The following is a 24,419-nucleotide window of genomic DNA, read 5'->3' as shown; positions in this document are numbered from 1 at the left end:
AGGCTTAGGGCATGAAATGGGATCCAGCAAAGTACACAGAATTTTCCGATTACCGTGGACGCCCCTATAAGGACTTGCTCGGGCAGCTAGCTGAAGCCAACCCGAAGAAGGTCGTTGATCTGGGCTGCGGACCGGGCAATATGACACGGCTTATTGCCCGGCGGTGGCCTGACGCCCAGGTAGCGGGGCTGGATGCCTCACAGGAAATGATCGCTAAAGCCACGTCATCGGAGCATGAAGCGAATCTGGGCTTCGCCTTGGCTGACGCGACGCAGTGGCAGCCCGATGAGGACCTGGATCTGTTGTTCTCCAACGCCATGCTGCAGTGGTTGCCAAATCATCGTGACCTGTTGGCATCGTGGCTGCGAAAGATGAAGGCCGGTTCCTATGTGGCGATCCAGGTGCCCGGCAACTTCGGGTCGCCCTCCCACGCGCTCATGCGCGAGGTAGCCGAGAGCTCAAAGTGGGCAGGCAAGCTCGGCGGCGTCTTACGAGGAGGTGACGTCGTAGGGGAGCCGGACGAGTACCAGCGAATCCTGCTAGACGCGGGGTTCCAGGCAAATGTCTGGGAGACGACGTTCCATCAGGTGCTGCTTGGCGATGACCCGATTTTGGACTGGGTCCGCGGAACTGCCCTGCTGCCGGTGAAGGCGTCGTTGAATGCCGGCGACTACGTCGAATTCGAGAATGACTATCGAACTGCGGTTTCCCCGCACTACCCGTCCTTCCAAACCCCGGACGGCACGACGCTGACCAACTTCCCGTTCCGTCGCATATTCATGGTGGGCCACAAGCTAGCCGGATAACAGCTTCACTCTCGTTCGGAGCCTAGCCCGGAACACTCGTTGTGGCGCCAGCAGGTTTGTCGCCAGCTGGCGCCACAACGGTCAAGGCCTACCAGCCGCGTTCGCGCCACTCGTCCAGATGCGGACGCTCGGCTCCTAGGGTGGTTGTATCGCCATGTCCCGGGAGGACTTTGGTTTCATCCGGGAAGCGATCGAAGATCCGTTCGGATACGTCGGTGATCAGCGAGAGGAAACGCTGCGGATCCTTCCACGTATTGCCCACGCCACCTGGGAATAGGCTGTCGCCACTGAGGATGACTGGCTGGCCGGAGGAATCAACCAGTGCGTAGCCGATCGATCCTGGAGTATGGCCGCGCAGGTGGATGGCTTCGATAATGACCTCGCCAAGCTTGAGCTGATCGCCGTGGTTCAGGCCATTGGTGACCTGTACGCCGGACTCTTCGGCAATTCCTGCCATGTCGTCGGCACCGGCGTAAGTAGTCACAGGGTGTTGATCGACGAGCTCGGCCAAAGCCCGAACATGGTCCCAGTGCTGATGCGTTGTCGCGATGCCAACGATTCGCGGATGATCCGCATCATTCTTGGCTTCGTCGATGAGTCCTGCAATAGCAGAGGCATCGTCTGCCGCGTCCACCAGAAGCTGCTCTCCCGATGCGCGGTTGGTAATGAGATAAACATTGTTAGCCATGTCGGATACGGAGATCCAGCGGATGGTTACATCATCTAGCAGTAGTTCGTTCATACCCTCACACTACGTTGGATTGGCGGGTCAACGCGATAGGCTCGGGACAACACGAGTCATAGTCCTAAAGAATGGAGCAGAGCATGAGCGAACTAGGATTCATCAAGATCGACCCTAAATCCACTGTCGCGCCATACCAGCAGGTCCGTGAACAGATTCTCTCAGCGATTGCCAAGGGAAAGCTCGCCCCGGGGACCAAGCTCCCGTCGGTCCGTGCACTCTCTGGCACGCTGAACCTCGCGGTAAATACCGTTGCCAAGGTCTACAAGGAACTCGAATTGCAGGGTGCCGTTGTCACACGTGGGCGCCACGGCACAGTGGTGCAGGCAGCAGAGAACCGTGCCGAGCAAGAAGTGAGCGACGCAGCCGCAGATTTGGCTCGGATTGCGCAGTTGTGGTCCGTGGATGAAGCAACTGCGGTGAAATACCTTCGCGCAGCCTTTAGCTCCCTGCCCCGCTAGGCAACGGGACTAATCCCGCGCATGGCGAATACCGGGATTTGTGGATAAGCCCGATGCTTCCTTGAGAACTCGGTTTAGACTCTGGAACTAATCAATAGTCCCGGGGTCAGGAATCCACCATGAACTCGAATGCACGTGATCGCAGGAAGTTCGTGAGTATCGCTGTTATCGCCACCTGCGCGCTCGTTCTGGGCGTCGGGCTTTCGGGCTGCTGCACCGCCAGTCAAGCGGAACCAGCTTCCAAAGCGTCGGAAAATCCAACACCTGTGCCTGCGACTGTTGAGTGGAAAAGCAAAGAAGTTCTCGTATCCGATGTCGAATTGATCGGAGATGTTGCTATTGCCTATCGGCACCAAGGCCCTCAGTTGGAAATCATCGCCAGGAACCTGAAAAACGGCAAACAGCTCTGGAAAGATGAAGCGCTGGGCGCTGCCGATGCCCTGGGTGTGGATCTGGACATTGAACTCGTAAAGCACGGTGGCAGGCATTATGCGGCTTACGCGGGAACCAAAACCGGAGCTTATGGATGGTTGACGATCACCGACATCTCCACTGGCGAACAAGTAAAAATCGGAAAGAATTTTGAATTTTGGGGCGACCGTCCTTTTGCCTGCGGTAAGACGTTCTGCACCGAAGGTTCAAAAGTAAGCAATGGTCAGCTGCTTGAACGCCAGCATTTCAAATTCAATTGGTCCAGCAAGCAATGGCAGGCGGTGCCGACTCTAGAGCTTGAATATTGCCTCCAGCGAGGCGGGCATTCCTTGTTCACAGGGCTAAGCTCATACTGGGACGAAGATATAGAGATGCTGAGCTATTCCAAAGGGTCGAAGACCCTGTGGAACCGGCCGTATGAAGAAGTATTCGGCAAAGGCTACTCCTCAACAGCAGGTTGGGCATGGGGTACTGCAGGCGAAGACGTTGAGATCCTGCTCGGTTACGGGCAACATGCGCAGGATGATTTCTTCGAATCCGACAAGAAAACGGCTACGTACAAATTGGCTGACTTATCGAAACTAGTGTCAGTTGATGCCAAGAGCGGTAAAGTTCTGTGGCGCCAAAATGGGGCGTCGTCAATGTGCGGTGCTGCTTCGGAGCAGGGGAGCGCCGCTCCAAACTACACGATCGTTCTCTGTTATTACACTGCTGGCCAACGCAAACTAACTGATAAAGGCGACGGGTATTACTCGAGATCGACGAAAGGCGCGGCATGGAGCGTAGCCGCATTTGAGGCAAGTACCGGCGTCCGAAAGTGGAAACACAAGCTCAGCGATGTAAACAAATACGCTGAGCGGCTGCGTGAAGCCGGAATGCCCACCACCGAGGATCCGATCTCTATCCTCCCTCTGGCAGGAGGAGACAAAGCAGTCCATAGCCTGGACGGGACAGTAATGCCCTTGGAGGAAGCTGTCGGGAATGACGTGTTGTGCACCCTTGATCGCGAAGCATACTTCGTTTACTCCGCGACTCTAGGCACGGAATCCCCGTCTCTCAGCAAAGCCGCGGGGGATAGTCGATTCGACGATGCTCAAATGGTGTGCAAACGCGGCTCGTGGAAACCTACGATGGACGTCCCTGATGTCGATGAATTCAGAAGGGCCGGATACAAGACCGAAGATGTCGTGGTTCTGAGCCAGATTGAAGGAATGGTTGCGTATCGGTTGGCTGAGCCAGCCGGTAACTAGCGCAAAATTTGCGCTCGCCGATCGGGCGAATAAGCCTAGCGAAAAATTTCTGTGAGATAGGACCATTCGTACACTTATTCGAAGCAGTTTTCGATTAGTATGGCTTCGTGGCTATTACTGCAGAGAGCAAGAAAACAGATCTCACCCGATTGGTCGTCAAGGGCGCGCGTGAGCACAACCTGAAAAATGTTGACATTGATCTTCCGCGTGATGCGATGATCGTCTTCACCGGTCTATCCGGCTCCGGAAAGTCTTCACTGGCATTCGACACCATCTTCGCCGAGGGCCAGCGTCGGTACGTCGAGTCTCTTTCTGCCTATGCCCGCATGTTCCTTGGGCAGGTGGACAAGCCAGACGTTGACTTCATTGAGGGCTTGTCGCCAGCAGTGTCAATCGACCAGAAGTCCACTAGCCGTAACCCCCGGTCGACCGTAGGTACGATCACTGAGGTCTATGACTACATGCGTTTGCTCTGGGCGCGAGTCGGACGGCCGCATTGCCCAATTTGCCATGAGCCGATCTCCAAGCAGACGCCTCAGCAAATCGTGGATCAGCTCATGGAGCTGCCGGAGAAGACCCGTTTCCAGATTCTCGCTCCGGTCGTCCGAGCGCGCAAGGGCGAATTCGTCGACCTCTTCGCCGAGCTCTCCTCAAAGGGTTTCTCGCGTGCACGCGTTGACGGAACCACCATTCAACTAAATGACCCACCGAAGCTGGCCAAGCAGGTAAAGCACACCATCGAGGTGGTCGTTGACCGTTTGGCCATCAAGGAAGATGCGCGCCAGCGTCTGACCGATTCGATTGAAACCGCATTGGGAATCGCAGACGGCCGGGTATTAGCAGACTTTGTCGATCTGGATGAAGCCGACCCGCAGCGAGTGCGCGCCTTCTCCGAGAACCTGGCATGCCCAAACGAGCACCCGCTCGCAATCGATGAAATCGAGCCGCGAACTTTCTCCTTCAACAACCCGTTCGGCGCATGCTCGGCATGCTCAGGTATCGGCACCAAGCTTGAAGTAGACGAGCACCTGATCGTGCCAGACCCAGAAGTCACCCTTGCCGATGGCGCTATCGCTCCATGGTCGTTGGGCAAGGCGACCACCGAGTATTGGAATCGCCTGATCGAAGGCCTAGGCAACGAGCTGGGCTTCACGATGGATACCCAGTGGAAGGACCTGCCGGCCAAGGCGCGCGAAGCGATCCTCAACGGCAAGGACCACAAGGTTGTTGTCCAGTACAAGAATCGCTTCGGACGTGAACGCAAGTACTCTACCGGCTTCGAAGGTGTCATCTCGTACGTTCACCGTAAGCATGAAGAAACTGAATCCGATCATGCGCGTGATCGCTATGAGCAGTACATGCGCCAGATTCCGTGCCCGACATGTGGTGGCGCCCGACTGAACCCGGCATCGCTCTCCGTCTTGATCGGCGGACGATCCATCGCTGAAGTTTCGGCAATGGATTTGCGCAGTGCTGCCAACTTCCTCTCGACCATCGAGCTCTCCACACGCGAAGCCAAGATTGCAGCTCAGGTGTTGAAGGAAATCGACGCTCGCATGAAGTTCCTGCTGGACGTCGGGCTCGAATATCTCACTCTTGAGCGCGCCGCTGGCACGCTGTCCGGCGGCGAAGCCCAGCGTATTCGCTTGGCCACACAGATCGGTTCGGGCCTGGTAGGCGTCCTGTATGTGCTTGACGAGCCTTCCATCGGCTTGCACCAGCGCGATAACCGCCGCCTGATCGACACGCTGCTGCATCTTCGCTCGTTGGGCAATACGCTGATCGTTGTCGAGCACGACGAAGACACCATCGCTGAAGCCGATTGGATCGTGGACATCGGGCCTGGGGCCGGCGAGCACGGCGGCGAAGTTGTGCACTCCGGTTCGGTTGAAGGGTTGAAGGCCAATACCCAGTCGTTGACCGGCGATTACCTGTCGGGTCGCAAGAAGATTGATGTCCCGACCAAACGGCGCAAGGTTGATAAGGACCGCAAGCTCAAAGTTGTCGGCGCCAGCGAAAACAACCTCCAAGATGTCTCTGTCGAATTCCCGCTGGGCCTGCTTACCGCAGTGACCGGCGTGTCCGGCTCGGGCAAGTCCACCTTGGTCAACGACATTCTCTACAAGGTCCTGGCCAACAAGCTCAACGGCGCCAAGCAGGTACCAGGACGGCACACCCGGGTGCTCGGCCTTGAGCACCTGGACAAGGTCGTACACGTAGACCAGTCGCCGATCGGCCGTACCCCGCGATCAAATCCCGCCACGTACACTGGCGTGTTCGACCACATTCGCAAGCTCTTCGCTGAAACCAACGAAGCTAAATTGCGCGGCTACCAGCCGGGTCGCTTCTCCTTCAACGTCAAGGGCGGTCGCTGCGAGGCGTGCTCCGGCGACGGAACGTTGAAGATCGAGATGAACTTCCTGCCCGACGTTTACGTGCCATGCGAAGTCTGCCATGGCGCGCGATACAACCGCGAGACATTGCAGGTGCTGTACAAGGGCAAGAACATTGCCGATGTCCTGGACATGCCAATCGCAGAAGGCGCCGAATTCTTCAGTGCCTTCACGCCGATTGCCCGCCACCTCAGGACCTTGGTTGACGTTGGATTGGGATATGTGCGTTTGGGACAGCCGGCCACGACCCTTTCCGGTGGTGAAGCCCAGCGCGTCAAGCTGGCCGCCGAATTGCAGAAGCGTTCGAACGGCCGCTCCATCTACGTGCTGGATGAGCCAACCACAGGCCTGCACTTCGAGGACATCCGCAAGCTCCTGAAGGTGCTGCAAGGTTTGGTCGACAAGGGCAACACGGTCTTGACCATCGAGCACAACCTTGACGTGATCAAGTCGGCGGACTGGGTGATCGACCTCGGCCCTGAGGGCGGTTCCGGCGGCGGTACGATCCTTGCGACCGGCACGCCTGAAAAGGTGGCCAAGGTCAGCGAGTCGCACACCGGAAAGTTCTTGGCCGAAATCCTGTAGAAATAGCGGCGCGGATCGGGGAAATATGCCATTTCAGTCATGGATTCCTGACCCGCGCCTGCTTCATGGGAAGATAGCTAAGTGAATATGTCGGTAACAAGCGTGCTCTTCGACCTTGACGGGACCCTCGTGGATCCCGCAGGTGCCATTACTTCGGGTATCCGTCACGCCCTCGTGGCACACGGTCTTTCGGATCCAGGCGAGGCACGAGTGGAAGCTCTAGTGGGTCCTCCGCTTCAAGTGGGGCTTCGCACCATAGAGGGCGTTACCGACGAAAACATTGATTCCATCATCGCGACGTACCGTGCCAGGTATGAAGAAGTGGGTATGGATGAATCGCGCATTTACCCAGGCATCGTCGCGCTATTAGAGGCTTTGCGCAGCGAAAATATCTACGTTGCCGTCACCACGGCAAAACCCGTGGACATCGCACGATTGCTCCTGGACCGAAAAGGCCTGACCGAGCATTTGGATGCGATTCATGGAAATGCCGGCGAGCATGGAGCTATGGGTTCAAGCAAAACGCACATTGTCGCCGAAGCTTTGTCCCACGCAAGCTTGGATGCGAAATCCAGCGTTGTCGTGGGGGACCGGTACTACGACTTGGATGCGGCCCGCGAGAATTCCGTCGCTTCCATCGGCGTGGCTTGGGGATTCGCCCAGGGCGATGAGCTGTCCAAGGCCGACCGGCAAGTAGACAATGTCAAAGAACTAGCGCAAGCGCTCCTGGGCGAGCGGGCTGCCAGTTCAATAGAAATCGAAGCAAGCGTCATGCAGGAAGGTGCAGAATAAATGAGCATCTACACCATGACCCGCGCTTCGATTCGCGGTGTTATCCATGGCGTTTGCCGTGCCGAGGTTACCGGTCTGGAAAATGTGCCCAAAGAGGGCGGGTTCATCGTCGCATCGAACCACCTTTCTTTTTTCGACTCGCTCATCATCCAGGCCTTGACCCCTCGTGACGTTGCCTTCTTCGCGAAAGCGGAGTATTTCACCACGCCCGGCGTCAAGGGAAAACTGATGAAGACATTTTTCGAATCAGTTGGATCGATTCCGGTGCAGCGTGGAGAGCAGGCTGCCTCAGTGGCGGCTCTCGATTCTCTGGTGGACATCATCGAAGATGGCAGCGGTATCGGGATTTACCCCGAAGGCACGCGTTCACGCGATGGAAAGCTGTATCGAGGCCGAACCGGTGTAGGTTGGCTTGCGTTGACCACGGGCGTACCTGTGGTGCCGGTGGGCCTGATCGGCACCGAGAAGTTGCAGCCAGCAGGTTCGAAGGGCTTCAAGCCAGCCAAATTCCACATCCATTATGGTGAGCCGCTGCAATTCGACCAGCTGGGCCGCAAACATCCACTGCCGCAACGCCGTCAAGCGACGGATCGTATTGTGGATGCTATTGCTGAACTGTCAGGCCAGGAACGCGTCGACTCATACAATCAGTTACCTCCAGACGCGAAATAATCTATGGCTGATCCAGCAAGCTACCGTCCGAAAACCTCGGATATTCCAACCAAGCCCGGTGTGTACCGTTTCCGCGACGAGCATGGCCGCGTGATTTATGTTGGCAAAGCCAAGGTGCTTCGGAATCGACTTACCTCGTACTTCGCCAACCCGGACCGGCTAACCCCGAAAACGCGGGCCATGGTCTTCACCGCAGGCAGCGTCGAATGGACCGTTGTCGGTTCGGAGCTGGAGGCACTTCAGCTGGAATTCGTTTGGATCAAGGAATATAACCCTCGATTCAACATCGTTTTCCGTGATGACAAGACCTACCCGTATCTTGCCGTGACGCTGAATGAGAAGTACCCACGTGCATTGGTGATGCGTGGTGATAAGCGCAAAGGCGTCAAGTACTTCGGCCCGTTCTACCCGGCCAAGGCCATTCGCGAAACCCTGGATACCCTGTTGCGAGTATTCCCGGTCCGAAGTTGCGCGCCCGGGGTGTTCAAACGAGCCGAAGCTTCAGGCCGCCCCTGCCTGCTTGGCTATATCGACAAATGCTCTGCGCCTTGTGTTGGGCGGATTAGCGAAGAGGACCATCGCCAGCTTGCCGATGACCTCTGCACGTTCATGAGCGGTGAAGCCACTAAATTCACCAAAGCGCTTACCGTCAAAATGCAGGACGCGGTTGCCGAACTCGAATACGAGCAGGCGGCGCGCTACCGTGACGATATCGCAGCGCTGAATCGGGTATTCGAGCGCAATGCTGTGGTGCTCGACGATCGAACTGAAGCCGATATCTTCGGTGTCCATGGCGACGAGCTCGAAGCTGCCGTGCAGGTATTCCACGTGCGCGACGGCCGCATTCGTTCACAGCGCGGATGGGTTGTTGAAAAAGTCGCCGATGCATCGGACGCTGAATTCGTCGAGCAGCTTCTGACACAGATCTACGCCGACCATGCCGACCGGATTCCTCGCGAGATCCTGGTTCCAGCACTGCCTGAGGACATCAACGATGTCACCACCTGGCTTTCGGAATTGCGCGGATCGAAAGTATCGCTCCGTGTTGCGCAACGTGGTGACAAGGCGGCCCTGGCCGGCACGGTTAAGGAAAACGCCGAACAAGCCCTGCGCCTGCACAAGTCCAAGCGCGCCGGAGACATTACTACTCGTTCCCTGGCCATGCAGGAGCTGCAAGAAGCCCTTGGCGCAGAACAAGCCTTGCTGCGCATCGAGTGCTATGACGCTTCGCATACCCAGGGAACCAACGTTGTGGCCTCGATGGTGGTCTTCGAAGACGGGCTGCCGAAAAAGAGCGAGTACCGGAAGTTCTCCATTACCGGCGATGCAGCTCGCGATGATACCGCCAGCATGTACGACGTCATCTATCGGCGGTTCAGCCGGTACCTCAAAGAGAAGGTCGACCCGTCGGCCTTCGCTACCGGCGCGATAGAGGATGGCGTATCTGGCGAAGTGGAGAAGAAGAAATTCTCCTATCCGCCATCTTTGGTCATTGTTGATGGCGGCCCGCCACAGGTAGCCGCGGCCCAGAAGGCCATGGACGATCTAGGGATTGACGACATTCCGGTGGTTGGCCTGGCCAAGCGACTGGAAGAGCTCTGGCTTCCGGACGATCCGTTCCCGGTCATCCTCCCGCGAGCCTCGGCTTCTTTGTACCTTGTGCAGCGGCTTCGCGATGAGGCCCACCGCTTCGCGATTACTTTCCACCGCGAGAAGCGTGCCAAGTCGATGATCTCCTCCGAGCTGGATGCCGTGCCGGGGCTAGGCAAAGCAAAGCAAGCCGCTCTGCGCAAGCATTTTGGATCCATGAAAAAGATTCGCGCCGCCAGCATCGAGGAGCTTGTCCAAGTTCCAGGCATCGGCGAGAAGCTGGCTGCGATCATCAAAGAAAACCTTGAAGATGCTTCACTTTCTGGCGTGAATATGACGACAGGCGAAATCGTCGACTAGCCTTGGAATATGACCGCTGAGTATGAAGCTGTAAAACCGCCTGAGTCTGAACTCGTGATCGTAACCGGCATGTCAGGTGCCGGTCGTACTACGGTCGCGCACGCTTTGGAAGACCAGGGGTGGTACGTGGTGGAGAACCTGCCACCAGCCATGCTGGGACCGCTGACCGAGATGATGAGCCGGTCGCAGGGATCCATTCCGAAGATGGCTGTCGTTATGGACGTGCGTTCGAAGGAAATGTTCCCGGAGATTCGTGATGCGCTGGCCCACCTGACGTCCAGCGGCGTCAAGTTCCGTCTGGTTTACCTCAACGCGAGCGATGAAGTCCTGATCCGACGTTTCGAACAGGGTCGGCGTCCGCACCCGTTGCAGGGCGACGGGCGCATCGTTGACGGGATCACCCGGGAACGTGGCATTACCGAGCAGCTTCGTGAAGCCGCTGAGATCATCCTCGATTCGTCGTCGATGTCGGTTCATGATCTGGCGCGTGCGGTCAACGAGCTGTTCAGCGAATCCGGTCCGGTCATCCTCCGGATCAATGTCATGAGCTTCGGCTTCAAATATGGCCTGCCAACCGACGCCAACTACGTGGCGGATGTTCGCTTCATCCCCAACCCGCACTGGGTCCCCGAGCTGCGCCCTCAAACGGGCAAGGACAAGGAAGTCTCGGACTACGTGCTGAGCCAGGAAGGCACCCGCGACTTCATCGAGAATTATCTCAAGGCCCTGGAACCGGTGTTTGAAGGCTACCGCCGAGAAAACAAGCATTACGCCACCATCGCTGTGGGTTGCACCGGCGGCAAGCACCGCTCCGTGGCAACGACCATCGAATTGGGTCGTCGGCTGGCACAGTTCCCTAATGTCCGCGTGAGCATCAGCCACCGCGACTTGGGACGCGAGTAACCGATATGGCCTTTTCAACAGGTCCAATTTCAATACAAGGGCTATCCCGAGGCAACGACCAGCGCAACCCGTCGGTCGTCGCACTCGGAGGCGGACACGGCCTCTACTCATCCCTTTCGGCGCTGCGCCGGCTGACCACTGACCTGACCGCTGTGGTCACGGTCGCAGACGATGGCGGCAGCTCAGGCCGCCTGCGTGGATCATTCGACGTCCTGCCTCCAGGCGACTTGCGCATGGCACTGGCTGCCCTGTGCGACGACAACGACTGGGGCCGCACGTGGCGCGATGTCATGCAGCATCGTTTCGAGTCGGACGCGAATCAGGAAGAGCCCCTGAACGGCCACGCCGTCGGAAACCTGCTGATCCTGGCTCTCTGGGAGTTGCTGGATAATCCAGTCGCTGGCCTGCGCTGGGCTGGAGCCCTGTTGGGTGCCAGAGGCCAGGTCCTGCCGATGAGCACCGTCCCGTTGTCGATCCATGGCGAGGTTCTCGAATCCGATGAGAGCGATGCGCTGGTGCGCCGGCGCATCGACGGCCAGGCGAGATTGGCGCGCGCCGGTGCCGGGGGACTGGTCACGAACGTCCATCTGGAGCCTTCCGATGCGCCCGCCTGTCCTGAAGCGCTGGAGTCCATTGAGCTGGCCGATTGGGTCATTCTCGGCCCGGGGTCCTGGTACACCTCGGTGCTTCCGCATTTGCTGCTGCCCGATATGCGCCAGGCCATCGCTTCGACCACAGCCAAGAAGTTGCTGACGATGAACTTGTCGATGGATACGGACGAAACCACCGGAATGGACGCGGCTGCCCATTTGGAAGTGCTCGGGCGGTACGCCCCTGAGGTGACTTTTGACGCGATCATTGCCGATGAGTCCAAGGTCCACAATCGCCAGAGATTTGAGCTGGCAGCGCAAAAACTCGGCGCACGTGTCTTTTTTAGTACAGTAGGAGTATCTGACGGTCGTGCAGTGCACGACCCGTTGCGACTAGCGGCGGCCTATCATGAGGTGTTTACCGCGATCGGATCTTAGGAAGATCCAAGTAAGGGAGTTTGATTCATGGCATTGACGGCTTCCGTCAAAGACGAGCTGTCGCGGGTTGAGATTCGCAAGCCGTCGGTCCGCAAGGCCGAGGTTTCGACGATGCTCCGCTTCAGCGGGGGACTTCACATAGTCTCCGGGCGAATTGTCATTGAAGCTGAGGTGGACCTGGCTGCGACTGCCCGTCGGCTGAAGCTTGCCATTGGCGAGTTATATGGCCACGAGGCCGAGATCGTCATGGTCTCCGGCTCTGGCATCCGCAAGGGCAGCCGATACATCGTCCGCGTGGCAAAAGACGGTGAAGTTCTCGCGCGGCAGACTGGGTTGCTTGACCAGCGCGGTCGACCAGTTCGAGGCCTGCCATCAGTTATTGTCAACGGTTCAACTGCAGACGCAGAAGCCGTGTGGCGTGGCGCCTTCTTGTCCCACGGTTCCTTGACCGAGCCCGGTCGAAGTTCAGCGCTGGAAATTACCTGCCCTGGCCCGGAAGCCGCATTAGCCCTGGTCGGGGCTGCGCGCCGACTGGGACTGACAGTCAAGGCCCGCGAAGTGCGTGGCGTTGACCGTGTGGTGATTCGCGACGGTGACGCCATTGCGCAATTGTTGACCCGCATGGGTGCTCACGATGCCTTGATGGTGTGGGAAGAGCGCCGCATGCGCAAAGAGGTGCGTGCCACGGCTAACCGGTTGGCGAACTTTGACGACGCCAACCTACGTCGTAGCGCGCAGGCAGCGGTCGCTGCCGGCGCCCGCGTTGAGCGTGCGCTGACCATTCTGGGAGATGAAGTACCCGAGCATTTGCGATATGCCGGGTTGCTTCGCCTGGAACACAAGCAAGCCTCCTTGGATGAGCTCGGCCGCATGGCTGAACCTCCAATGACCAAGGACGCCATAGCTGGCCGTATTCGTCGACTGTTGGCCATGGCTGACAAGAAGGCCAGTGATCTGGGAATACCAGGTACGGAGTCCAGCGTTCCACTAGACGAAATGGAACACTAAAAATGTCCCCGTGGGAGCCCTCCCGCGGAGATTCATCCGAATGAGAAAATTGAGGAGAATCATGGCTGTATATTCGCTGCCAGAACTGCAGTACGACTACGCTGCTCTCGAGCCAAACATCTCGGCTCGCATCATGGAGCTGCACCACTCCAAGCACCACGCAACCTACGTTGCTGGCGCAAACTCGGCACTGGAGCAGCTGGCCGAAGCACGCGAAAAGGGCGAATTCGGTAACATCCCGAAGCTGTCCAAGGACTTGGCATTCCACTTGGGTGGTCACACCAACCACTCGATCTTCTGGAACAACCTGTCCCCAGAAGGCGGCGACAAGCCTGAGGGCGAGCTGGCTGCAGCAATCGACGAGTTCTTCGGTTCCTTCGATGGCTTCCGCGGCCACTTCACCGCAGCAGCAATGAGCCTGCAGGGCTCCGGCTGGGCTGTGCTGGCATACGACGCACTTGGCGGCCAGCTGGTCATCGAGCAGCTGTACGATCAGCAGGGCAACGTTCCAGTAGCAACCACCCCACTGCTGATGCTGGATATGTGGGAGCACGCTTTCTACCTGGATTACGTCAACGTGAAGGCTGACTACGTCAAGGCTTTCTGGAACATCGTGAACTGGGCAGACGTTCAGGCACGTTTCGAAGCTGCCCGCAACGGCGCAGCATCGCTAATCGTTCCAGGTAAATAATTAATCTGGTAAGTTAGCTCACATTCTGCGCCAAAATAGCGTAGTATGTTTCAAGTGTGTTGCGGATCCCGGTGATCCACCGGGATCCGCAAAGCACGGCACAACGGAGTGTCCTCTCAAAGAAGGCCACTTCCGTTTGTGAACGGTCGTGGCACAATCATCCCGTTTAGAGGAGATAGTCACGTGACAACTCGTGTTGGTATCAATGGTTTCGGTCGCATCGGACGCAACTTCCTGCGTGCAGTATTGGCCCACAAGGCAGACATCGAAATTGTCGCCGTCAACGACCTTGGTTCAATCGATTCGCTTGCTCACCTGGTGAAGTTTGACTCTGTACTCGGCCCAGTGGGCGAGGCAGTATCCGTAGATGGTGACACCATCGTCGTCGGTGAACGTCGCATCAAGGTTCTTTCCGAGCGCGATCCAGCAAACCTTCCATGGGGTGAACTGAAGGTCGATGTCGTCATCGAATCGACCGGCTTCTTCACCAAGGCTGTAGACGCCAAGAAGCACATTGCAGCCGGTGCCAAGAAGGTCATCATCTCGGCTCCAGCAACCGATGAAGACATCACCATCGTGATGGGTGTTAACCAGGACAAGTACGATCCTGCAAACCACAACATCATCTCCAACGCATCATGCACCACCAACTGCTTGGCTCCACTGGCCAAGGTCCTGAACGACGAGTTCGGCATTGTTGACGGCCTGATGACCACCATCCACGCATACACCGCTGACCAGCGCCTGCAGGATGCTCCACACAGCGACCCACGTCGTGCACGTGCCGCTGCACTGAACCTGATCCCTACCTCGACCGGTGCTGCCAAGGCCATCGGCGTCGTACTGCCAGAGCTCAAGGGCAAGCTGCACGGTTACGCAATGCGCGTGCCAGTTCCAACCGGTTCGGCAACCGACCTGACCGTCAACCTGGCTCGCACCGCAACCGCAGAGGAAATCAACGCTGCATTCGAGAAGGCCGCTTCCGAAGGTCCGCTGAAGGACGTTCTGGAATACTCGACCGATCCACTGGTTTCCTCGGACATCGTCACCAACCCTAACTCGTCGATCTTCGACTCCGGTCTGACCACCGTTATGGGCAACAGCGTGAAGGTTGTTTCGTGGTACGACAACGAGTGGGGCTACTCCTCGCGACTTGTTGACCTCGTTGGATTCGTGGGATCAAGCCTCTAGTCGATAACCTAGAGATATGTCTTCTCACACTATTGACGAATTGATCGCTGACAACGGTGTCCGCGGACGGCACGTTCTGGTCCGAAGCGACCTGAACGTGCCGCTCGACGGTGCAACTGTGACCGATGACGGCCGCGTACGCGCATCCTTGCCGGTCATCTCCAAGCTGGTTGAAGCGGGTGCAAAAGTCATCGTGATGGCGCACCTGGGCCGCCCTAAGGGGCAGGTTGATGCGAAGTACTCGATCGCACCTGCAGCACAGCGCTTGAACGAACTTGCAGACTTTGACGTAACAGTCGCCGAGGATGTTGTGGGCGAATCCGCTCGCAAGGCCGCGGCAGACTTGGCCGAAGGCTCCGTGCTGGTTCTGGAAAACGTTCGCTTCGATGCTCGCGAAACCTCCAAGGTCGACGCAGAACGCGAAGAGTTCGCCAACGAACTTGCGGCACTGACCGGCGAAAACGGCGCTTACGTGAACGACGCTTTTGGCGCCGTGCACCGCAAGCACGCTTCCGTCTACGACATTGCCAGCTTGCTCCCTAGCTACCAGGGTGACCTGGTCGCAACCGAGGTCAAGGTCCTGAAGACCCTGACCGAAGCCCCTAAGCGCCCATACGTTGTGGTGCTCGGAGGCTCCAAGGTTTCGGACAAGCTTGCAGTCATCGACAACCTGCTGGGCAAGGCCGATCAGCTCTTGATCGGCGGCGGCATGGCGTTCACCTTCCTGAAGGCACAGGGCTACGCCATTGGCGGCTCGCTGCTGGAGGAAGACCAGATCGCTACCTGCCAGGAATACCTCAAGCGTGCCGAGCAGCTGGGTTGCGAGATCATCGTTCCTGTTGACGTCGTTGTCGCTGAGAAGTTCGGCGCCGACTCGGCGCATGAGATTCTGCCAGCAGACAAGATCGAGGAAGCAAGTTTCGGCTCCACCGGGCTGGGTTTGGATATCGGACCGAAGTCGGCGGAGCAGTTCGCAAGCTACATCACCAGCGCCAACACCGTATTCTGGAACGGCCCGATGGGCGTATTCGAGATTCCGGCGTTCGCGGAAGGCACCCGCACCGTAGCGCAGGCATTGGCTAACTCTGAAGCATTCAGCGTCGTCGGCGGTGGCGATTCAGCCGCAGCTGTCCGCGCATTGGGCTTCTCGGAGGAGGACTTCGGTCATATATCCACCGGTGGCGGAGCTTCATTGGAGTACCTCGAAGGCAAGACCCTGCCGGGCGTTGCCGCATTGGAAGGCTAGGAAATGACTATTTCGCAGAACGGCGCCTACGTGCGCCAGCCACTGATCGCTGGCAACTGGAAGATGAACATGGACCACGTCCAGGGCATCACCCTTGTCCAGAAGCTGGCGTGGACCCTCAAGGACCACGAGCACAACTACGATCGTGCTGAGGTAGCTGTCTTCCCGCCATTCACGGATATCCGTGGCGTGCAGACCCTGGTTCTGGGCGACAAGCTGGAGGTCGTTTACGGCGCCCAGGATCTGTCGGCACAGGATTCAGGAGCCTACACCGGTGAAATTTCCGGCCAGTTCCTGAAGAAGCTGGGTTGCTCCTACGTACTGGTGGGCCACTCGGAACGCCGCGAGTACCACAACGAAACCAACGATGTGATCGCAGCCAAGCTGGCCGCCGCATACCGCCACGAGGTGACTCCAATGCTTTGCGTTGGCGAAGGCCTGGAGGTCCGCAAGGCTGGCGAGCATGTTGCCTTCACCTTGAACCAGTTGGCTGAATCGCTGGAAGGCGTGAGCGCTGAGCAGGCTGAAAACCTGGTTATCGCCTACGAACCAGTGTGGGCCATTGGAACCGGTGAAGTTGCAGGTCCGGCAGATGCTCAGGAAATGTGCGCAGCAATTCGCGGTGCACTGGCTGAGCGCTTTGGCGAAGAGATTGCCGAGAAGACCCAGTTGCTCTATGGCGGTAGTGTTAAGGCAGCAAACGCAGCGGCGATCATGCGCGAGCGTGACGTTGACGGCGTGTTGGTTGGCGGAGCCAGCCTCGACGCTGAAGAGTTTGCTAATATTGTCAGGTTCGAGCATCACCTCGTCACCGACTGAATCTAGCTAAGGAACCGTCGACTTGGATATTATCAAGATCATTTTGCAGGTACTGCTGGGCATTACCAGTGTCTTGCTGACCCTCCTGATCCTGCTTCATAAGGGTCGTGGTGGCGGTATGTCGGACATGTTCGGCGGCGGTATGACCAGTTCAATGGGCTCTTCAGGTGTCGCGGAGCGCAACCTGAACCGCATCACCATTATCCTGGGTCTGATCTGGGGCGCCGTGATTATCGGACTGGCCCTGGTCCTGAGATTCAGCGCCGAGGGCTAAGCGGACTTAGACCAATAGCTGCCAATGGGCACCTTCCACATCATGTGGAAGGTGCCCATTGAGTTTAAGGCTCCTTCAGTACCTCTAGGAGCTCAGCAGCGCAACAGAGTGACCCTGCATCAGGTAGCTGCCTGCAACATTGTGCGCTGAAACTTCCGGCTCGGCGCTGTCCAGTTCAAGACACCAGAAAGCACCATCATCAGGGTCCGGAAGAGTGAATTCGCACTCATCTCCAAAGTTGAAAATAACAAGGACGCTGCCTGCGAGTGCCTCGCCGCGTGGTTCGCCGGCAGCGCCGCGCAGCTGCAACGCCAGAGAACGGAACTCCGGATCCTGCCAGTGCTCCGCGTCGGGACTGGAACCATCGGGACAGAACCAACGGACATCACGGTGCCCATCAGCCCGCTGCTGGCCGTGCAAAAAGCCGCGCTGGCGCAAGTGGGGGAATCGGCGGCGCAGCTCGATCAAGTCGCGGACAAACCCGGTCAGCACATGGTCTTGCGACGACCAGTCAATCCATCCCAACTCGTTATCCTGCGCGTAGGCATTGTTATTGCCCTGCTGGCTGTTGCCAAATTCGTCGCCGGCCAACAGCATGGGCACACCCTGGGCAAGCAGCAAGGTGGCCAGCAGGCCGCGGACGCGCAGGCTACGCCCCTGGAGGATGCCCGGTTCATCAGTTGGCCCCTCGACACCGAAGTTGTCGGAGTAGTTTTCGTCGTGGCCGTCGCGATTCTCCTCGCCATTGGCCTCATTGTGCTTCTGCGAGTAAGTGACGGCGTCACGCAGAGTGAAGCCGTCGTGAGCGCTGATGAAGTTGATTCCTGATGTGGCACTCCGGCCCGAATGATCGAAGAAGTCGGCGGAGCCAAGGAGCAGGGAACCGAAATTCGCAGCTCCCAGGATTTCGCCTCGCCATACCTGCCGGATCCCGTCACGGAAGCGATCGTTCCATTGCGCAAAAGGAGCGGGGAAATTGCCCAATTGATAACCGCCGGGGCCCAAATCCCATGGCTCGGCGATGAGCTTGAGCTCGGAGAGCACGGGATCCTGCGCGATGGATTGCAAGAAGGTTCCCTCGGGCTCGAATCCTTGCGGGCTGCGCGCCACCGAGGTCGCCAAATCGAAGCGGAAGCCGTCCACGCCGAAAGCCTGGGCCCAATAGCGCAGGCTATCTAGCACCATGCGAAGTGTCATGGGGGAGTAGACCGCAAGGGTGTTCCCGGTGCCAGCATCATTAATATAATGGCGCGGGTCCTCGGCCAAGCGGTAGTACCCGGCGTTATCCAGGCCGCGCAGGTTCAGGGTGGGACCGTGTTCCCCGCCTTCGCCGCTATGGTTGTAGACCACGTCGAGGATGACCTCGATGCCCGCTTCGTGCAGGGTGTGGACCAGCTGGCGGAATTCGGCCACGGCATCGTTCTGGGCGTAGCGGGGCTCGGGAGCGAACCAGGCCACGGGCTGGTAGCCCCAGTAGTTGGTGAGGCCCTGTTCAACGATGTGCTCGTCGTCGATAAATGCCTGCACCGGCAAAAACTCGACAGCGTTGACGCCGAGGGACTGAAGATGATCGATGATGGCCGGATGCCCCATGCCCGCATATGCCCCGCGGATTTCGGCGGGAACCCCTGGGTGGGTTGCGGTCAAGCCCTTGAGGTGGCTTTCGTAGATCACCAGGTCCGCGAGCTCGTGGTGCGGTCGGTTGCTGGCGGGGTCAGGCCCCGAAGGTTCCGCGGTGATGATGCCCTTGGGGACGACGGGAGCGCTGTCCTCCGGATCTGGCTGCGGCGCGAGGTCGCTGTCGCCGTCGTCCACGGGATCCGTGGCAGCGGGCCGAAGGGCGCCGTCCATCAGTTCGTGATACCGCACCGGGCGGTCCAGCGATCTCGCGTAGGGATCGATCAGCAGCTTGTTTACGTTGAAGCGCAGGCCTGCTTCGGGCTTGTATTCGCCGTCCGCGCGCAATCCATACCTGGTGCCTGCGCCGATGCCGCCAAAATGCGCATGCCAGATGCCGTCCTGGACGTAGGGCAGGGCCAGGCGGTGTTCTTCCGCGTCATCGCCTTCGGGGAACCAGCAGAAGTATACGGCCCTCGCCTTGGGCGCGTAGACCGCAACGTTGGCTCCGGAAGCGTCCACGGTGACGCCCAGCGGCCACGGCCGGCCGGCCGTCGTGTCGAGTGCCGGGGCCTGGGTCATGAAACGAGCTCCGTGAACAGCCTGGCATATACGGCAGCCGAGGTGCCCCAGTCCACCGGGGTGTTCAGCGCCTGGGAGCGCAGCTGCGCCCAGGCCGCCTGATCCTTGTAGAGGTCCACCGACCGGCCCAGGGCGAAGCCCAAGCCGCCGGCATCGATGTCGCTGAAGGTGAAGCCGGTGGCGGTGCCATCGGCCAGGTGCTCCGGCGTCGCGTCGACTACGGTGTCGCGCAGGCCGCCGGTGGCAGCCACCAGCGGGATCGCCCCATAGCGCAGGCCGATGAGCTGGGTCAGCCCGCATGGCTCGAATCGGGAGGGCACCAGCACCAGATCGGCCCCGGCGTACATCCGGTGGCTGAGCTGTTCGTCGTAGCCGATGTGCAGGCCCACGGACTGCGGATAGCGGGCCGCCAGCTCGCCCAGCGCGTACTCGTAGCCCGGGTCGCCTGAGCCGAGCACCACCACGGCGCCGCCGGATTCGATGAAGACCGGCAGCTTCTCCAGCAGCAGGTCCACGCCCTTTTGGTGGGTGAGCCGGGTGACAACCACGGCCAACGGGCCCGATGGCTCGGCCAGCGAGAATTCGTTGAGCAATGCCTGCCGGTTCGCAGCCTTGGCCGCCGGATCAGCCGCGTCGTAGTTGTTGATCTGCGGATCCGTGGCAGGATTCCAGACCTCGGTGTCGATGCCGTTGAGGATGCCGGAAAGCTCACCGCGGTCCCTGCGCATCGTCACTACGCCTTGGAGGCCGAAGCCGAACTCTTCACGGGTGAGTTCCTGGGCGTAGCTCGGGCTGACGGTGCTGATCCGCGAGGCATGTACCAGCCCCGCCTTCAGCGTGCTGACCAGCGAGTGGTACTCCAGCGCCTCAGGATGGAAATCCCAGGTCGGCAGGTGCAGCGCATCAAGCTGATCCGGGCCGAAGATCCCCTGGAAGGCAATATTGTGGATGGTCAGCAGCGTCGGAACCCGGGAGCCGGCATACTTCAGGTAGGAGGGAACCAGCCCTGCCTGCCAATCATGGGCATGCACCACATCCGGGCGCCACTTATCGGAGGTGCCGTCGATGGCAATCCGCGCCGCCACCCACGACAGCGCGGCAAAACGCACGTGGTTGTCGTGGTGGTCGTGCCCGTCGACCACGTAGGGTCCGCCGGGCCGGTCGTAAAGGTGCGGCGCATCCAGCAGCAGCAGGTCCAGTCCCTCGAAGTGGCAGGAACGCACTGTGGCAGGGCCGCCGAAGAGGTCCTCGTCCCGCCAAATCCGTCTAGTGCGGCCCACGCGCTCCAGCAGGCCAGGATAGGCCGGCATCAGGATGCGGGTGCGCCACCCCAGAGGCTCCAGCGCGGCAGGCAACGCGCCAACTACATCGGCCAGTCCGCCGGTTTTGACCAGTGGCGCGCATTCAGAAGCAACAGACAGCACACGGCGTAGTCGTTGAGCCATCGAATCCTACTTCCCCTCCAACTGCTCGGCGCTCCACGAGATGCCGCCTTCGAGAATTGCGGCACGGCGGTCAAGCATCGGCTGGGTAATGAGCACGACGCCCGAATCCGTGCGGCGGAACCACTTGGAATCCTCGACCGGATCCTGGCCGACGATCAGCCCTTCGGGGATGCGCACCCGGCTGTCGATAACGCATTTGGTCAAGTCCGCATTGCGCCCCACATCAACGTTGGGCAGCGATACGACCTGGTCAAGCTTGGAGAAGGAGTGGGCCCGGTTCCCGGTGAAGAGCAGCGACTTGTGTACGTCGGCTCCGGAGAGGATGCAATCGCCCGAGATCAGTGACTCCACGGCTTGTCCGCGGCGTGACTCATCGTCGTGGATGAACTTGGCAGGAGGGGTCAACTCGGCATAGGTCCAGATGGGCCAGCTGTTGTCGTAGAGGTCTAGCGAGGGGACGACCTCGGTGAGGTCGAGATTTGCTCGCCAGAAGGAGTCGATGGTGCCCACATCGCGCCAGTATGGTTCAGTCTCCAGACCTGACATGACGCAGGACTCGGTGAATTTGTGGGCGTAGGCGCCGCCGTTTTTCACGATGGACGGGATCAGATCATGCCCGAAGTCGTGGCTGGAGCTGTCATCCTCGGCATCATCCAGCAACAGCTCGCGTAGGAACTTCCAGTTGAAGACGTAGATGCCCATGGAAGCCAGAGCCATCGCCGGATCGTCAGGCATGCCCGGGGGATCGGCTGGCTTTTCGAGGAAGTCGACAATACGGCCGTTCTCATCAACATGCATCACGCCGAAGCCGGTGGCTTCCTCACGCGGTACAGTCAAGCAGCCGATGGTTACGTCGGCCTGGGTCTGGACATGCTGGCGCAGCATGACCTCGTAGTCCATTTTGTATACGTGGTCGCCGGCCAGGATGATCACGTACTCAACGTCATAATCATCGACGATGTCGATATTCTGCGTGACCGCATCCGCGGTGCCCAGGTACCACTTGTTCTCCTGGACGCGCTGGCTGGCAGGCAGGATGTCCAGGTACTCGTTGCGCTCGGCTCGGAAGAAGTTCCAGCCACGCTGCATGTGCCGGATCAGCGAATGGGCCTTGTATTGGGTGGCAACGGCCATCTTGCGCACCCCGGAGTTATAGGCGTTGGAGAGCGGGAAGTCGATGATGCGCGACTTGCCGCCAAAGTGGACCGCAGGTTTTGCACGCCGGTCGGTGAGCTCCTCGAGTCGGCTGCCTCGGCCGCCAGCCAGGACGAAGGCCATCGCCTGGCTGGACAGGCGCGGTGGTGCACCGGCTGCATTGCGCCTATTGGAAGTGGTATTCATGAGCGTTCCTCCACAAAATAGATTGCCGATAAGGGTGGGAGCGTGAGCAGTGCGGATTGTGCTTCGCCGCCTGAGGGGACGGCTTCGGTTTCGATGGCTCCACCGTGACCGCGATTGGCCCCGTGGTAGCGTTCGGAATCGGTATTCAGGGCCTCGACCCAGCGTCCGGCCACCGGGAATCCAATGCGGAATCCGGTGCGTTCCACCGGGGTGAGGTTCAGAACGACGACCACGTGGGGATCGCCAGGTTCGCCGCGGCGCAGCCAAGCGAAGACCTGATGCTCGATGTCGTCGACCAGCAGCCATTGGAACCCCTCCGGGCGGGCATCGCCCCGATGCAGGGCCGGTTGCTCGCGGTAGATCCGGTTGAGATCCTGGACCAGGGTCTGCACTCCGGCATGGCCGGGATCATCGAGGATGTTCCAGTCGAGCTGGGCCTGGTAGTCCCATTCGGCGGGTTGGCCGAATTCCTGGCCCATGAACAGCAGCTTCTTGCCCGGATGCCCCCACATGTAGCCGTAGAAGGCCTTGAGGTTGCCGAGCTTGTCGGCGTGGCTGCCCGGCATGCGCGAGTACATCGAGCCCTTGCCATGCACGACCTCGTCATGGCTGATGGGCAGCAGGAAGTTCTCGCTGAAGGCATAAGTGATGCCGAAGGTCAGCTGGTTGTGGTGGTGCTTTCGGTAGACCGGATCCTTGCCGAAGTACTCCAGCGAGTCATTCATCCACCCGAGGTTCCACTTGTAGCCGAAGCCCAGGCCGCCGGCATCCACCGGGCGGGTGACTCCGGGGTAGGCGGTGGAGTCTTCGGCGATCATCGCGATGCCCGGGTGCTGCGCATAGCTGGCCACATTGGTCTGCTTCAGGAAGTCCAAGGCCTCGTAGTTTTCATTCCCGCCGTCCTTATTGGCGATCCATTCGCCCTCGGCGCGCGAGTAGTCGCGGTTGATCATCGAGGCGACAGCATCCACGCGCAGCCCATCGAGGTGGTATTCGCCCAGCCAATACAGTGCATTGGCCACCAGATAGTTGCGCACCTCGGGGCGGCCGTAGTTGTAGATCAACGTGTTCCAGTCCGGGTGGAAGCCCTCACGTGGATCAAGATGCTCGTAGAGCGCAGTACCGTCGAACCGGCCCAAGCCATGTTGGTCGGTGGGGAAGTGCCCCGGAACCCAATCGGCAATGACCCCGAGCCCGCGTTGGTGGGCGGCGTCGACGAAGGCCGCGAATTCCTGCGGAGTGCCGTAGCGGATCGTTGGCGCGAAGAGACCGATGGGCTGGTAGCCCCAGGATCCGTCGAAGGGATGCTCGGTGACAGGCAGGACCTCGATGTGGGTGAATCCCATGTCGGCGGCGTAGTCCACGAGTTGCGTGGCCAGTTGAAGGTAGCTCAGCGATTGGCCGGTGCCCTCGGTACGCCGCCAGGAACCCAGATGCACCTCGTAGATGCTGATCGGGGCGTTGACCGAGTTGATCTGCTCGCGGCGGGCGAGCCATGATCCATCGCGCCAATCATGGGCCTCGATCCGCCGGATCACCGAACCGGTGGCCGGCGGGTGCTCGGAGCCGAAGCCAACGGGATCGGCCTTCAACGGCAACAGCTCGCCGTCAGGGCCCAGGATCTCGTACTTGTACACCGCGCCCTCGTCGAGACCGGGCAGGAATAGTTCCCAAACTCCGGTGGCGCCGCGCGCACGCATGGGATGGGCGGTGCCGTTCCATGAGTTGAAATCGCCAACTACGCTGACCCGCCGAGCATTGGGCGCCCACAGCGCGAAATGCGCGCCAGCAACCTGCTCGTGGGTGATCAGGTGCGCACCCAGTGCTTTCCAGAGGCTGCGGTGTTCACCTTCGCCGATCAGGTGTTCGTCGAATTCGCCGATGACCGGCCCGAAGCGGTACGGGTCCTCGCGTTCCTCGACATATCCCGAGGCCCAGCGGATGCGCAACCTGTAGTACGGAAGTGCGGGGCCGGTGAAAAGCTCAGGGTCCTGGGGATGAGGTTCAAGCTGCACCTGGTCGGTGGCGTTCACTGCCCAGAGCTGAATTGCGCCTGGAATGCGCGCCACCAGGTGCCGTCCGTCTTCGGTGGGGCCGAGCACGGAGAAAGGATCCGGATGCCGCCCCTGGGACAGCAGGCGCACCTGCCGCGCATCGAGCACCGGATGGCTTGTATCCTCGTCTGGCACGT

The 24,419-nt window shown here is 59.4% G+C and carries 20 protein-coding genes; 15 read left to right on the top strand and 5 right to left on the bottom strand.

The genetic code is table 11. The annotated features are described in order from the left end of the window. Positions 1–11 precede the first annotated feature (11 nt). Positions 12–806 carry a methyltransferase domain-containing protein gene (locus D3791_RS00985; protein WP_172511051.1) on the top strand — a complete coding sequence of 265 codons (795 nt, stop codon included), beginning with the start codon at positions 12–14 and terminating at the stop codon, positions 804–806. Between the two features lie 88 nt (positions 807–894). Here D3791_RS00985 and D3791_RS00980 read toward each other — a convergent pair whose 3' ends face one another. Then, positions 895–1,548 (bottom strand): MBL fold metallo-hydrolase, encoded by a 654-nt coding sequence (locus D3791_RS00980; protein WP_172511050.1) that lies wholly within the window; start codon positions 1,546–1,548, stop codon positions 895–897. Between the two features lie 83 nt (positions 1,549–1,631). Between D3791_RS00980 and D3791_RS00975 the strand changes: the two genes are divergently transcribed. From D3791_RS00975 to secG, 14 genes are all read left to right on the top strand, one after another. Next, a complete protein-coding gene (locus D3791_RS00975; protein ID WP_022876419.1) occupies positions 1,632–2,009 on the top strand; it encodes a GntR family transcriptional regulator in 378 nt (125 codons plus the stop codon). A 119-nt stretch (positions 2,010–2,128) separates the two neighbouring features. Beyond that, positions 2,129–3,691, top strand: a complete 1,563-nt coding sequence (locus tag D3791_RS00970) for an outer membrane protein assembly factor BamB family protein (RefSeq protein ID WP_172511049.1) — start codon at positions 2,129–2,131, stop codon at positions 3,689–3,691. Between the two features lie 107 nt (positions 3,692–3,798). Further along, positions 3,799–6,669 (top strand): excinuclease ABC subunit UvrA, encoded by a 2,871-nt coding sequence (gene uvrA, locus D3791_RS00965; protein ID WP_172511048.1) that lies wholly within the window; start codon positions 3,799–3,801, stop codon positions 6,667–6,669. 87 nt (positions 6,670–6,756) lie between these two features. Next, complete coding sequence (locus D3791_RS00960; RefSeq protein ID WP_035762503.1) at positions 6,757–7,461, top strand: HAD family hydrolase; 705 nt, start codon at positions 6,757–6,759, stop codon at positions 7,459–7,461. Beyond that, positions 7,462–8,133 carry a lysophospholipid acyltransferase family protein gene (locus D3791_RS00955; RefSeq protein WP_022876415.1) on the top strand — a complete coding sequence of 224 codons (672 nt, stop codon included), beginning with the start codon at positions 7,462–7,464 and terminating at the stop codon, positions 8,131–8,133. Between the two features lie 3 nt (positions 8,134–8,136). After that, positions 8,137–10,083: an excinuclease ABC subunit UvrC gene (gene uvrC / locus D3791_RS00950; RefSeq protein ID WP_172511047.1), complete on the top strand. Its 1,947-nt coding sequence runs from the start codon at positions 8,137–8,139 to the stop codon at positions 10,081–10,083. A 9-nt stretch (positions 10,084–10,092) separates the two neighbouring features. Continuing rightward, complete coding sequence (gene rapZ, locus D3791_RS00945) at positions 10,093–10,986, top strand: RNase adapter RapZ (RefSeq protein WP_022876413.1); 894 nt, start codon at positions 10,093–10,095, stop codon at positions 10,984–10,986. A 5-nt stretch (positions 10,987–10,991) separates the two neighbouring features. After that, the gene (locus D3791_RS00940; protein ID WP_022876412.1) at positions 10,992–12,014 is read left to right on the top strand and encodes a gluconeogenesis factor YvcK family protein; all 1,023 of its coding nucleotides are present in this window, start codon (positions 10,992–10,994) and stop codon (positions 12,012–12,014) included. Between the two features lie 27 nt (positions 12,015–12,041). After that, a complete protein-coding gene (gene whiA, locus D3791_RS00935) occupies positions 12,042–13,022 on the top strand; it encodes a DNA-binding protein WhiA (RefSeq protein ID WP_022876411.1) in 981 nt (326 codons plus the stop codon). A gap of 61 nt (positions 13,023–13,083) precedes the next feature. Beyond that, the gene (locus tag D3791_RS00930; protein WP_022876410.1) at positions 13,084–13,713 is read left to right on the top strand and encodes a superoxide dismutase; all 630 of its coding nucleotides are present in this window, start codon (positions 13,084–13,086) and stop codon (positions 13,711–13,713) included. A 183-nt stretch (positions 13,714–13,896) separates the two neighbouring features. Then, positions 13,897–14,904: a type I glyceraldehyde-3-phosphate dehydrogenase gene (gene gap, locus D3791_RS00925; protein ID WP_022876409.1), complete on the top strand. Its 1,008-nt coding sequence runs from the start codon at positions 13,897–13,899 to the stop codon at positions 14,902–14,904. A 16-nt stretch (positions 14,905–14,920) separates the two neighbouring features. Then, entirely contained in the window at positions 14,921–16,150 is a 1,230-nt protein-coding gene (locus D3791_RS00920; RefSeq protein ID WP_172511046.1) for a phosphoglycerate kinase, read from the top strand. A gap of 3 nt (positions 16,151–16,153) precedes the next feature. Further along, positions 16,154–16,969 (top strand): triose-phosphate isomerase, encoded by an 816-nt coding sequence (gene tpiA / locus D3791_RS00915; RefSeq protein ID WP_061951905.1) that lies wholly within the window; start codon positions 16,154–16,156, stop codon positions 16,967–16,969. A 22-nt stretch (positions 16,970–16,991) separates the two neighbouring features. Next, a complete protein-coding gene (gene secG, locus D3791_RS00910; RefSeq protein ID WP_013349244.1) occupies positions 16,992–17,243 on the top strand; it encodes a preprotein translocase subunit SecG in 252 nt (83 codons plus the stop codon). Positions 17,244–17,327: 84 nt separating this feature from the next. Here the strand turns inward: secG and glgX are convergent, their stop codons facing one another. Genes glgX through glgB form a run of 4 tightly spaced genes read right to left on the bottom strand, consistent with a single transcriptional unit; the run spans position 17,328 to position 24,417 of the window. After that, positions 17,328–19,442: a glycogen debranching protein GlgX gene (gene glgX / locus D3791_RS00905; RefSeq protein ID WP_172511045.1), complete on the bottom strand. Its 2,115-nt coding sequence runs from the start codon at positions 19,440–19,442 to the stop codon at positions 17,328–17,330. Continuing rightward, positions 19,439–20,887 (bottom strand): glycogen synthase GlgA, encoded by a 1,449-nt coding sequence (gene glgA, locus D3791_RS00900; protein ID WP_172511044.1) that lies wholly within the window; start codon positions 20,885–20,887, stop codon positions 19,439–19,441. Before glgA ends, glgX begins: the two co-directional genes overlap by 4 nt. 6 nt (positions 20,888–20,893) lie before the next feature. After that, the gene (gene glgC, locus D3791_RS00895) at positions 20,894–22,228 is read right to left on the bottom strand and encodes a glucose-1-phosphate adenylyltransferase (RefSeq protein ID WP_172511043.1); all 1,335 of its coding nucleotides are present in this window, start codon (positions 22,226–22,228) and stop codon (positions 20,894–20,896) included. Continuing rightward, positions 22,225–24,417 carry a 1,4-alpha-glucan branching protein GlgB gene (gene glgB, locus D3791_RS00890; RefSeq protein ID WP_172511042.1) on the bottom strand — a complete coding sequence of 731 codons (2,193 nt, stop codon included), beginning with the start codon at positions 24,415–24,417 and terminating at the stop codon, positions 22,225–22,227. The genes glgC and glgB overlap by 4 nt, the downstream gene beginning before the upstream one ends. Positions 24,418–24,419: the final 2 nt, after the last annotated feature.

Source organism: Glutamicibacter mishrai (genome assembly GCF_012221945.1).
Taxonomy (GTDB): domain Bacteria; phylum Actinomycetota; class Actinomycetes; order Actinomycetales; family Micrococcaceae; genus Glutamicibacter; species Glutamicibacter mishrai.
Note: the sequence above shows the minus strand (reverse complement) of the source record. Positions and strands in the feature narration are given on the sequence as shown.

Coding starts and splice junctions, on each gene's coding strand:
- D3791_RS00975 (WP_022876419.1), top strand. CDS start 1,632: ATGAGCGAACTAGGATTCATCAAGATCGACCCTAAATCCACTGTCGCG.
- tpiA (WP_061951905.1), top strand. CDS start 16,154: ATGACTATTTCGCAGAACGGCGCCTACGTGCGCCAGCCACTGATCGCT.
- D3791_RS00985 (WP_172511051.1), top strand. CDS start 12: ATGAAATGGGATCCAGCAAAGTACACAGAATTTTCCGATTACCGTGGA.
- D3791_RS00955 (WP_022876415.1), top strand. CDS start 7,462: ATGAGCATCTACACCATGACCCGCGCTTCGATTCGCGGTGTTATCCAT.
- whiA (WP_022876411.1), top strand. CDS start 12,042: ATGGCATTGACGGCTTCCGTCAAAGACGAGCTGTCGCGGGTTGAGATT.
- uvrC (WP_172511047.1), top strand. CDS start 8,137: ATGGCTGATCCAGCAAGCTACCGTCCGAAAACCTCGGATATTCCAACC.
- D3791_RS00920 (WP_172511046.1), top strand. CDS start 14,921: ATGTCTTCTCACACTATTGACGAATTGATCGCTGACAACGGTGTCCGC.
- glgX (WP_172511045.1), bottom strand. CDS start 19,442: ATGACCCAGGCCCCGGCACTCGACACGACGGCCGGCCGGCCGTGGCCG.
- D3791_RS00940 (WP_022876412.1), top strand. CDS start 10,992: ATGGCCTTTTCAACAGGTCCAATTTCAATACAAGGGCTATCCCGAGGC.
- rapZ (WP_022876413.1), top strand. CDS start 10,093: ATGACCGCTGAGTATGAAGCTGTAAAACCGCCTGAGTCTGAACTCGTG.
- D3791_RS00930 (WP_022876410.1), top strand. CDS start 13,084: ATGGCTGTATATTCGCTGCCAGAACTGCAGTACGACTACGCTGCTCTC.
- D3791_RS00980 (WP_172511050.1), bottom strand. CDS start 1,548: ATGAACGAACTACTGCTAGATGATGTAACCATCCGCTGGATCTCCGTA.
- glgC (WP_172511043.1), bottom strand. CDS start 22,228: ATGAATACCACTTCCAATAGGCGCAATGCAGCCGGTGCACCACCGCGC.
- D3791_RS00970 (WP_172511049.1), top strand. CDS start 2,129: ATGAACTCGAATGCACGTGATCGCAGGAAGTTCGTGAGTATCGCTGTT.
- glgA (WP_172511044.1), bottom strand. CDS start 20,887: ATGGCTCAACGACTACGCCGTGTGCTGTCTGTTGCTTCTGAATGCGCG.
- D3791_RS00960 (WP_035762503.1), top strand. CDS start 6,757: ATGTCGGTAACAAGCGTGCTCTTCGACCTTGACGGGACCCTCGTGGAT.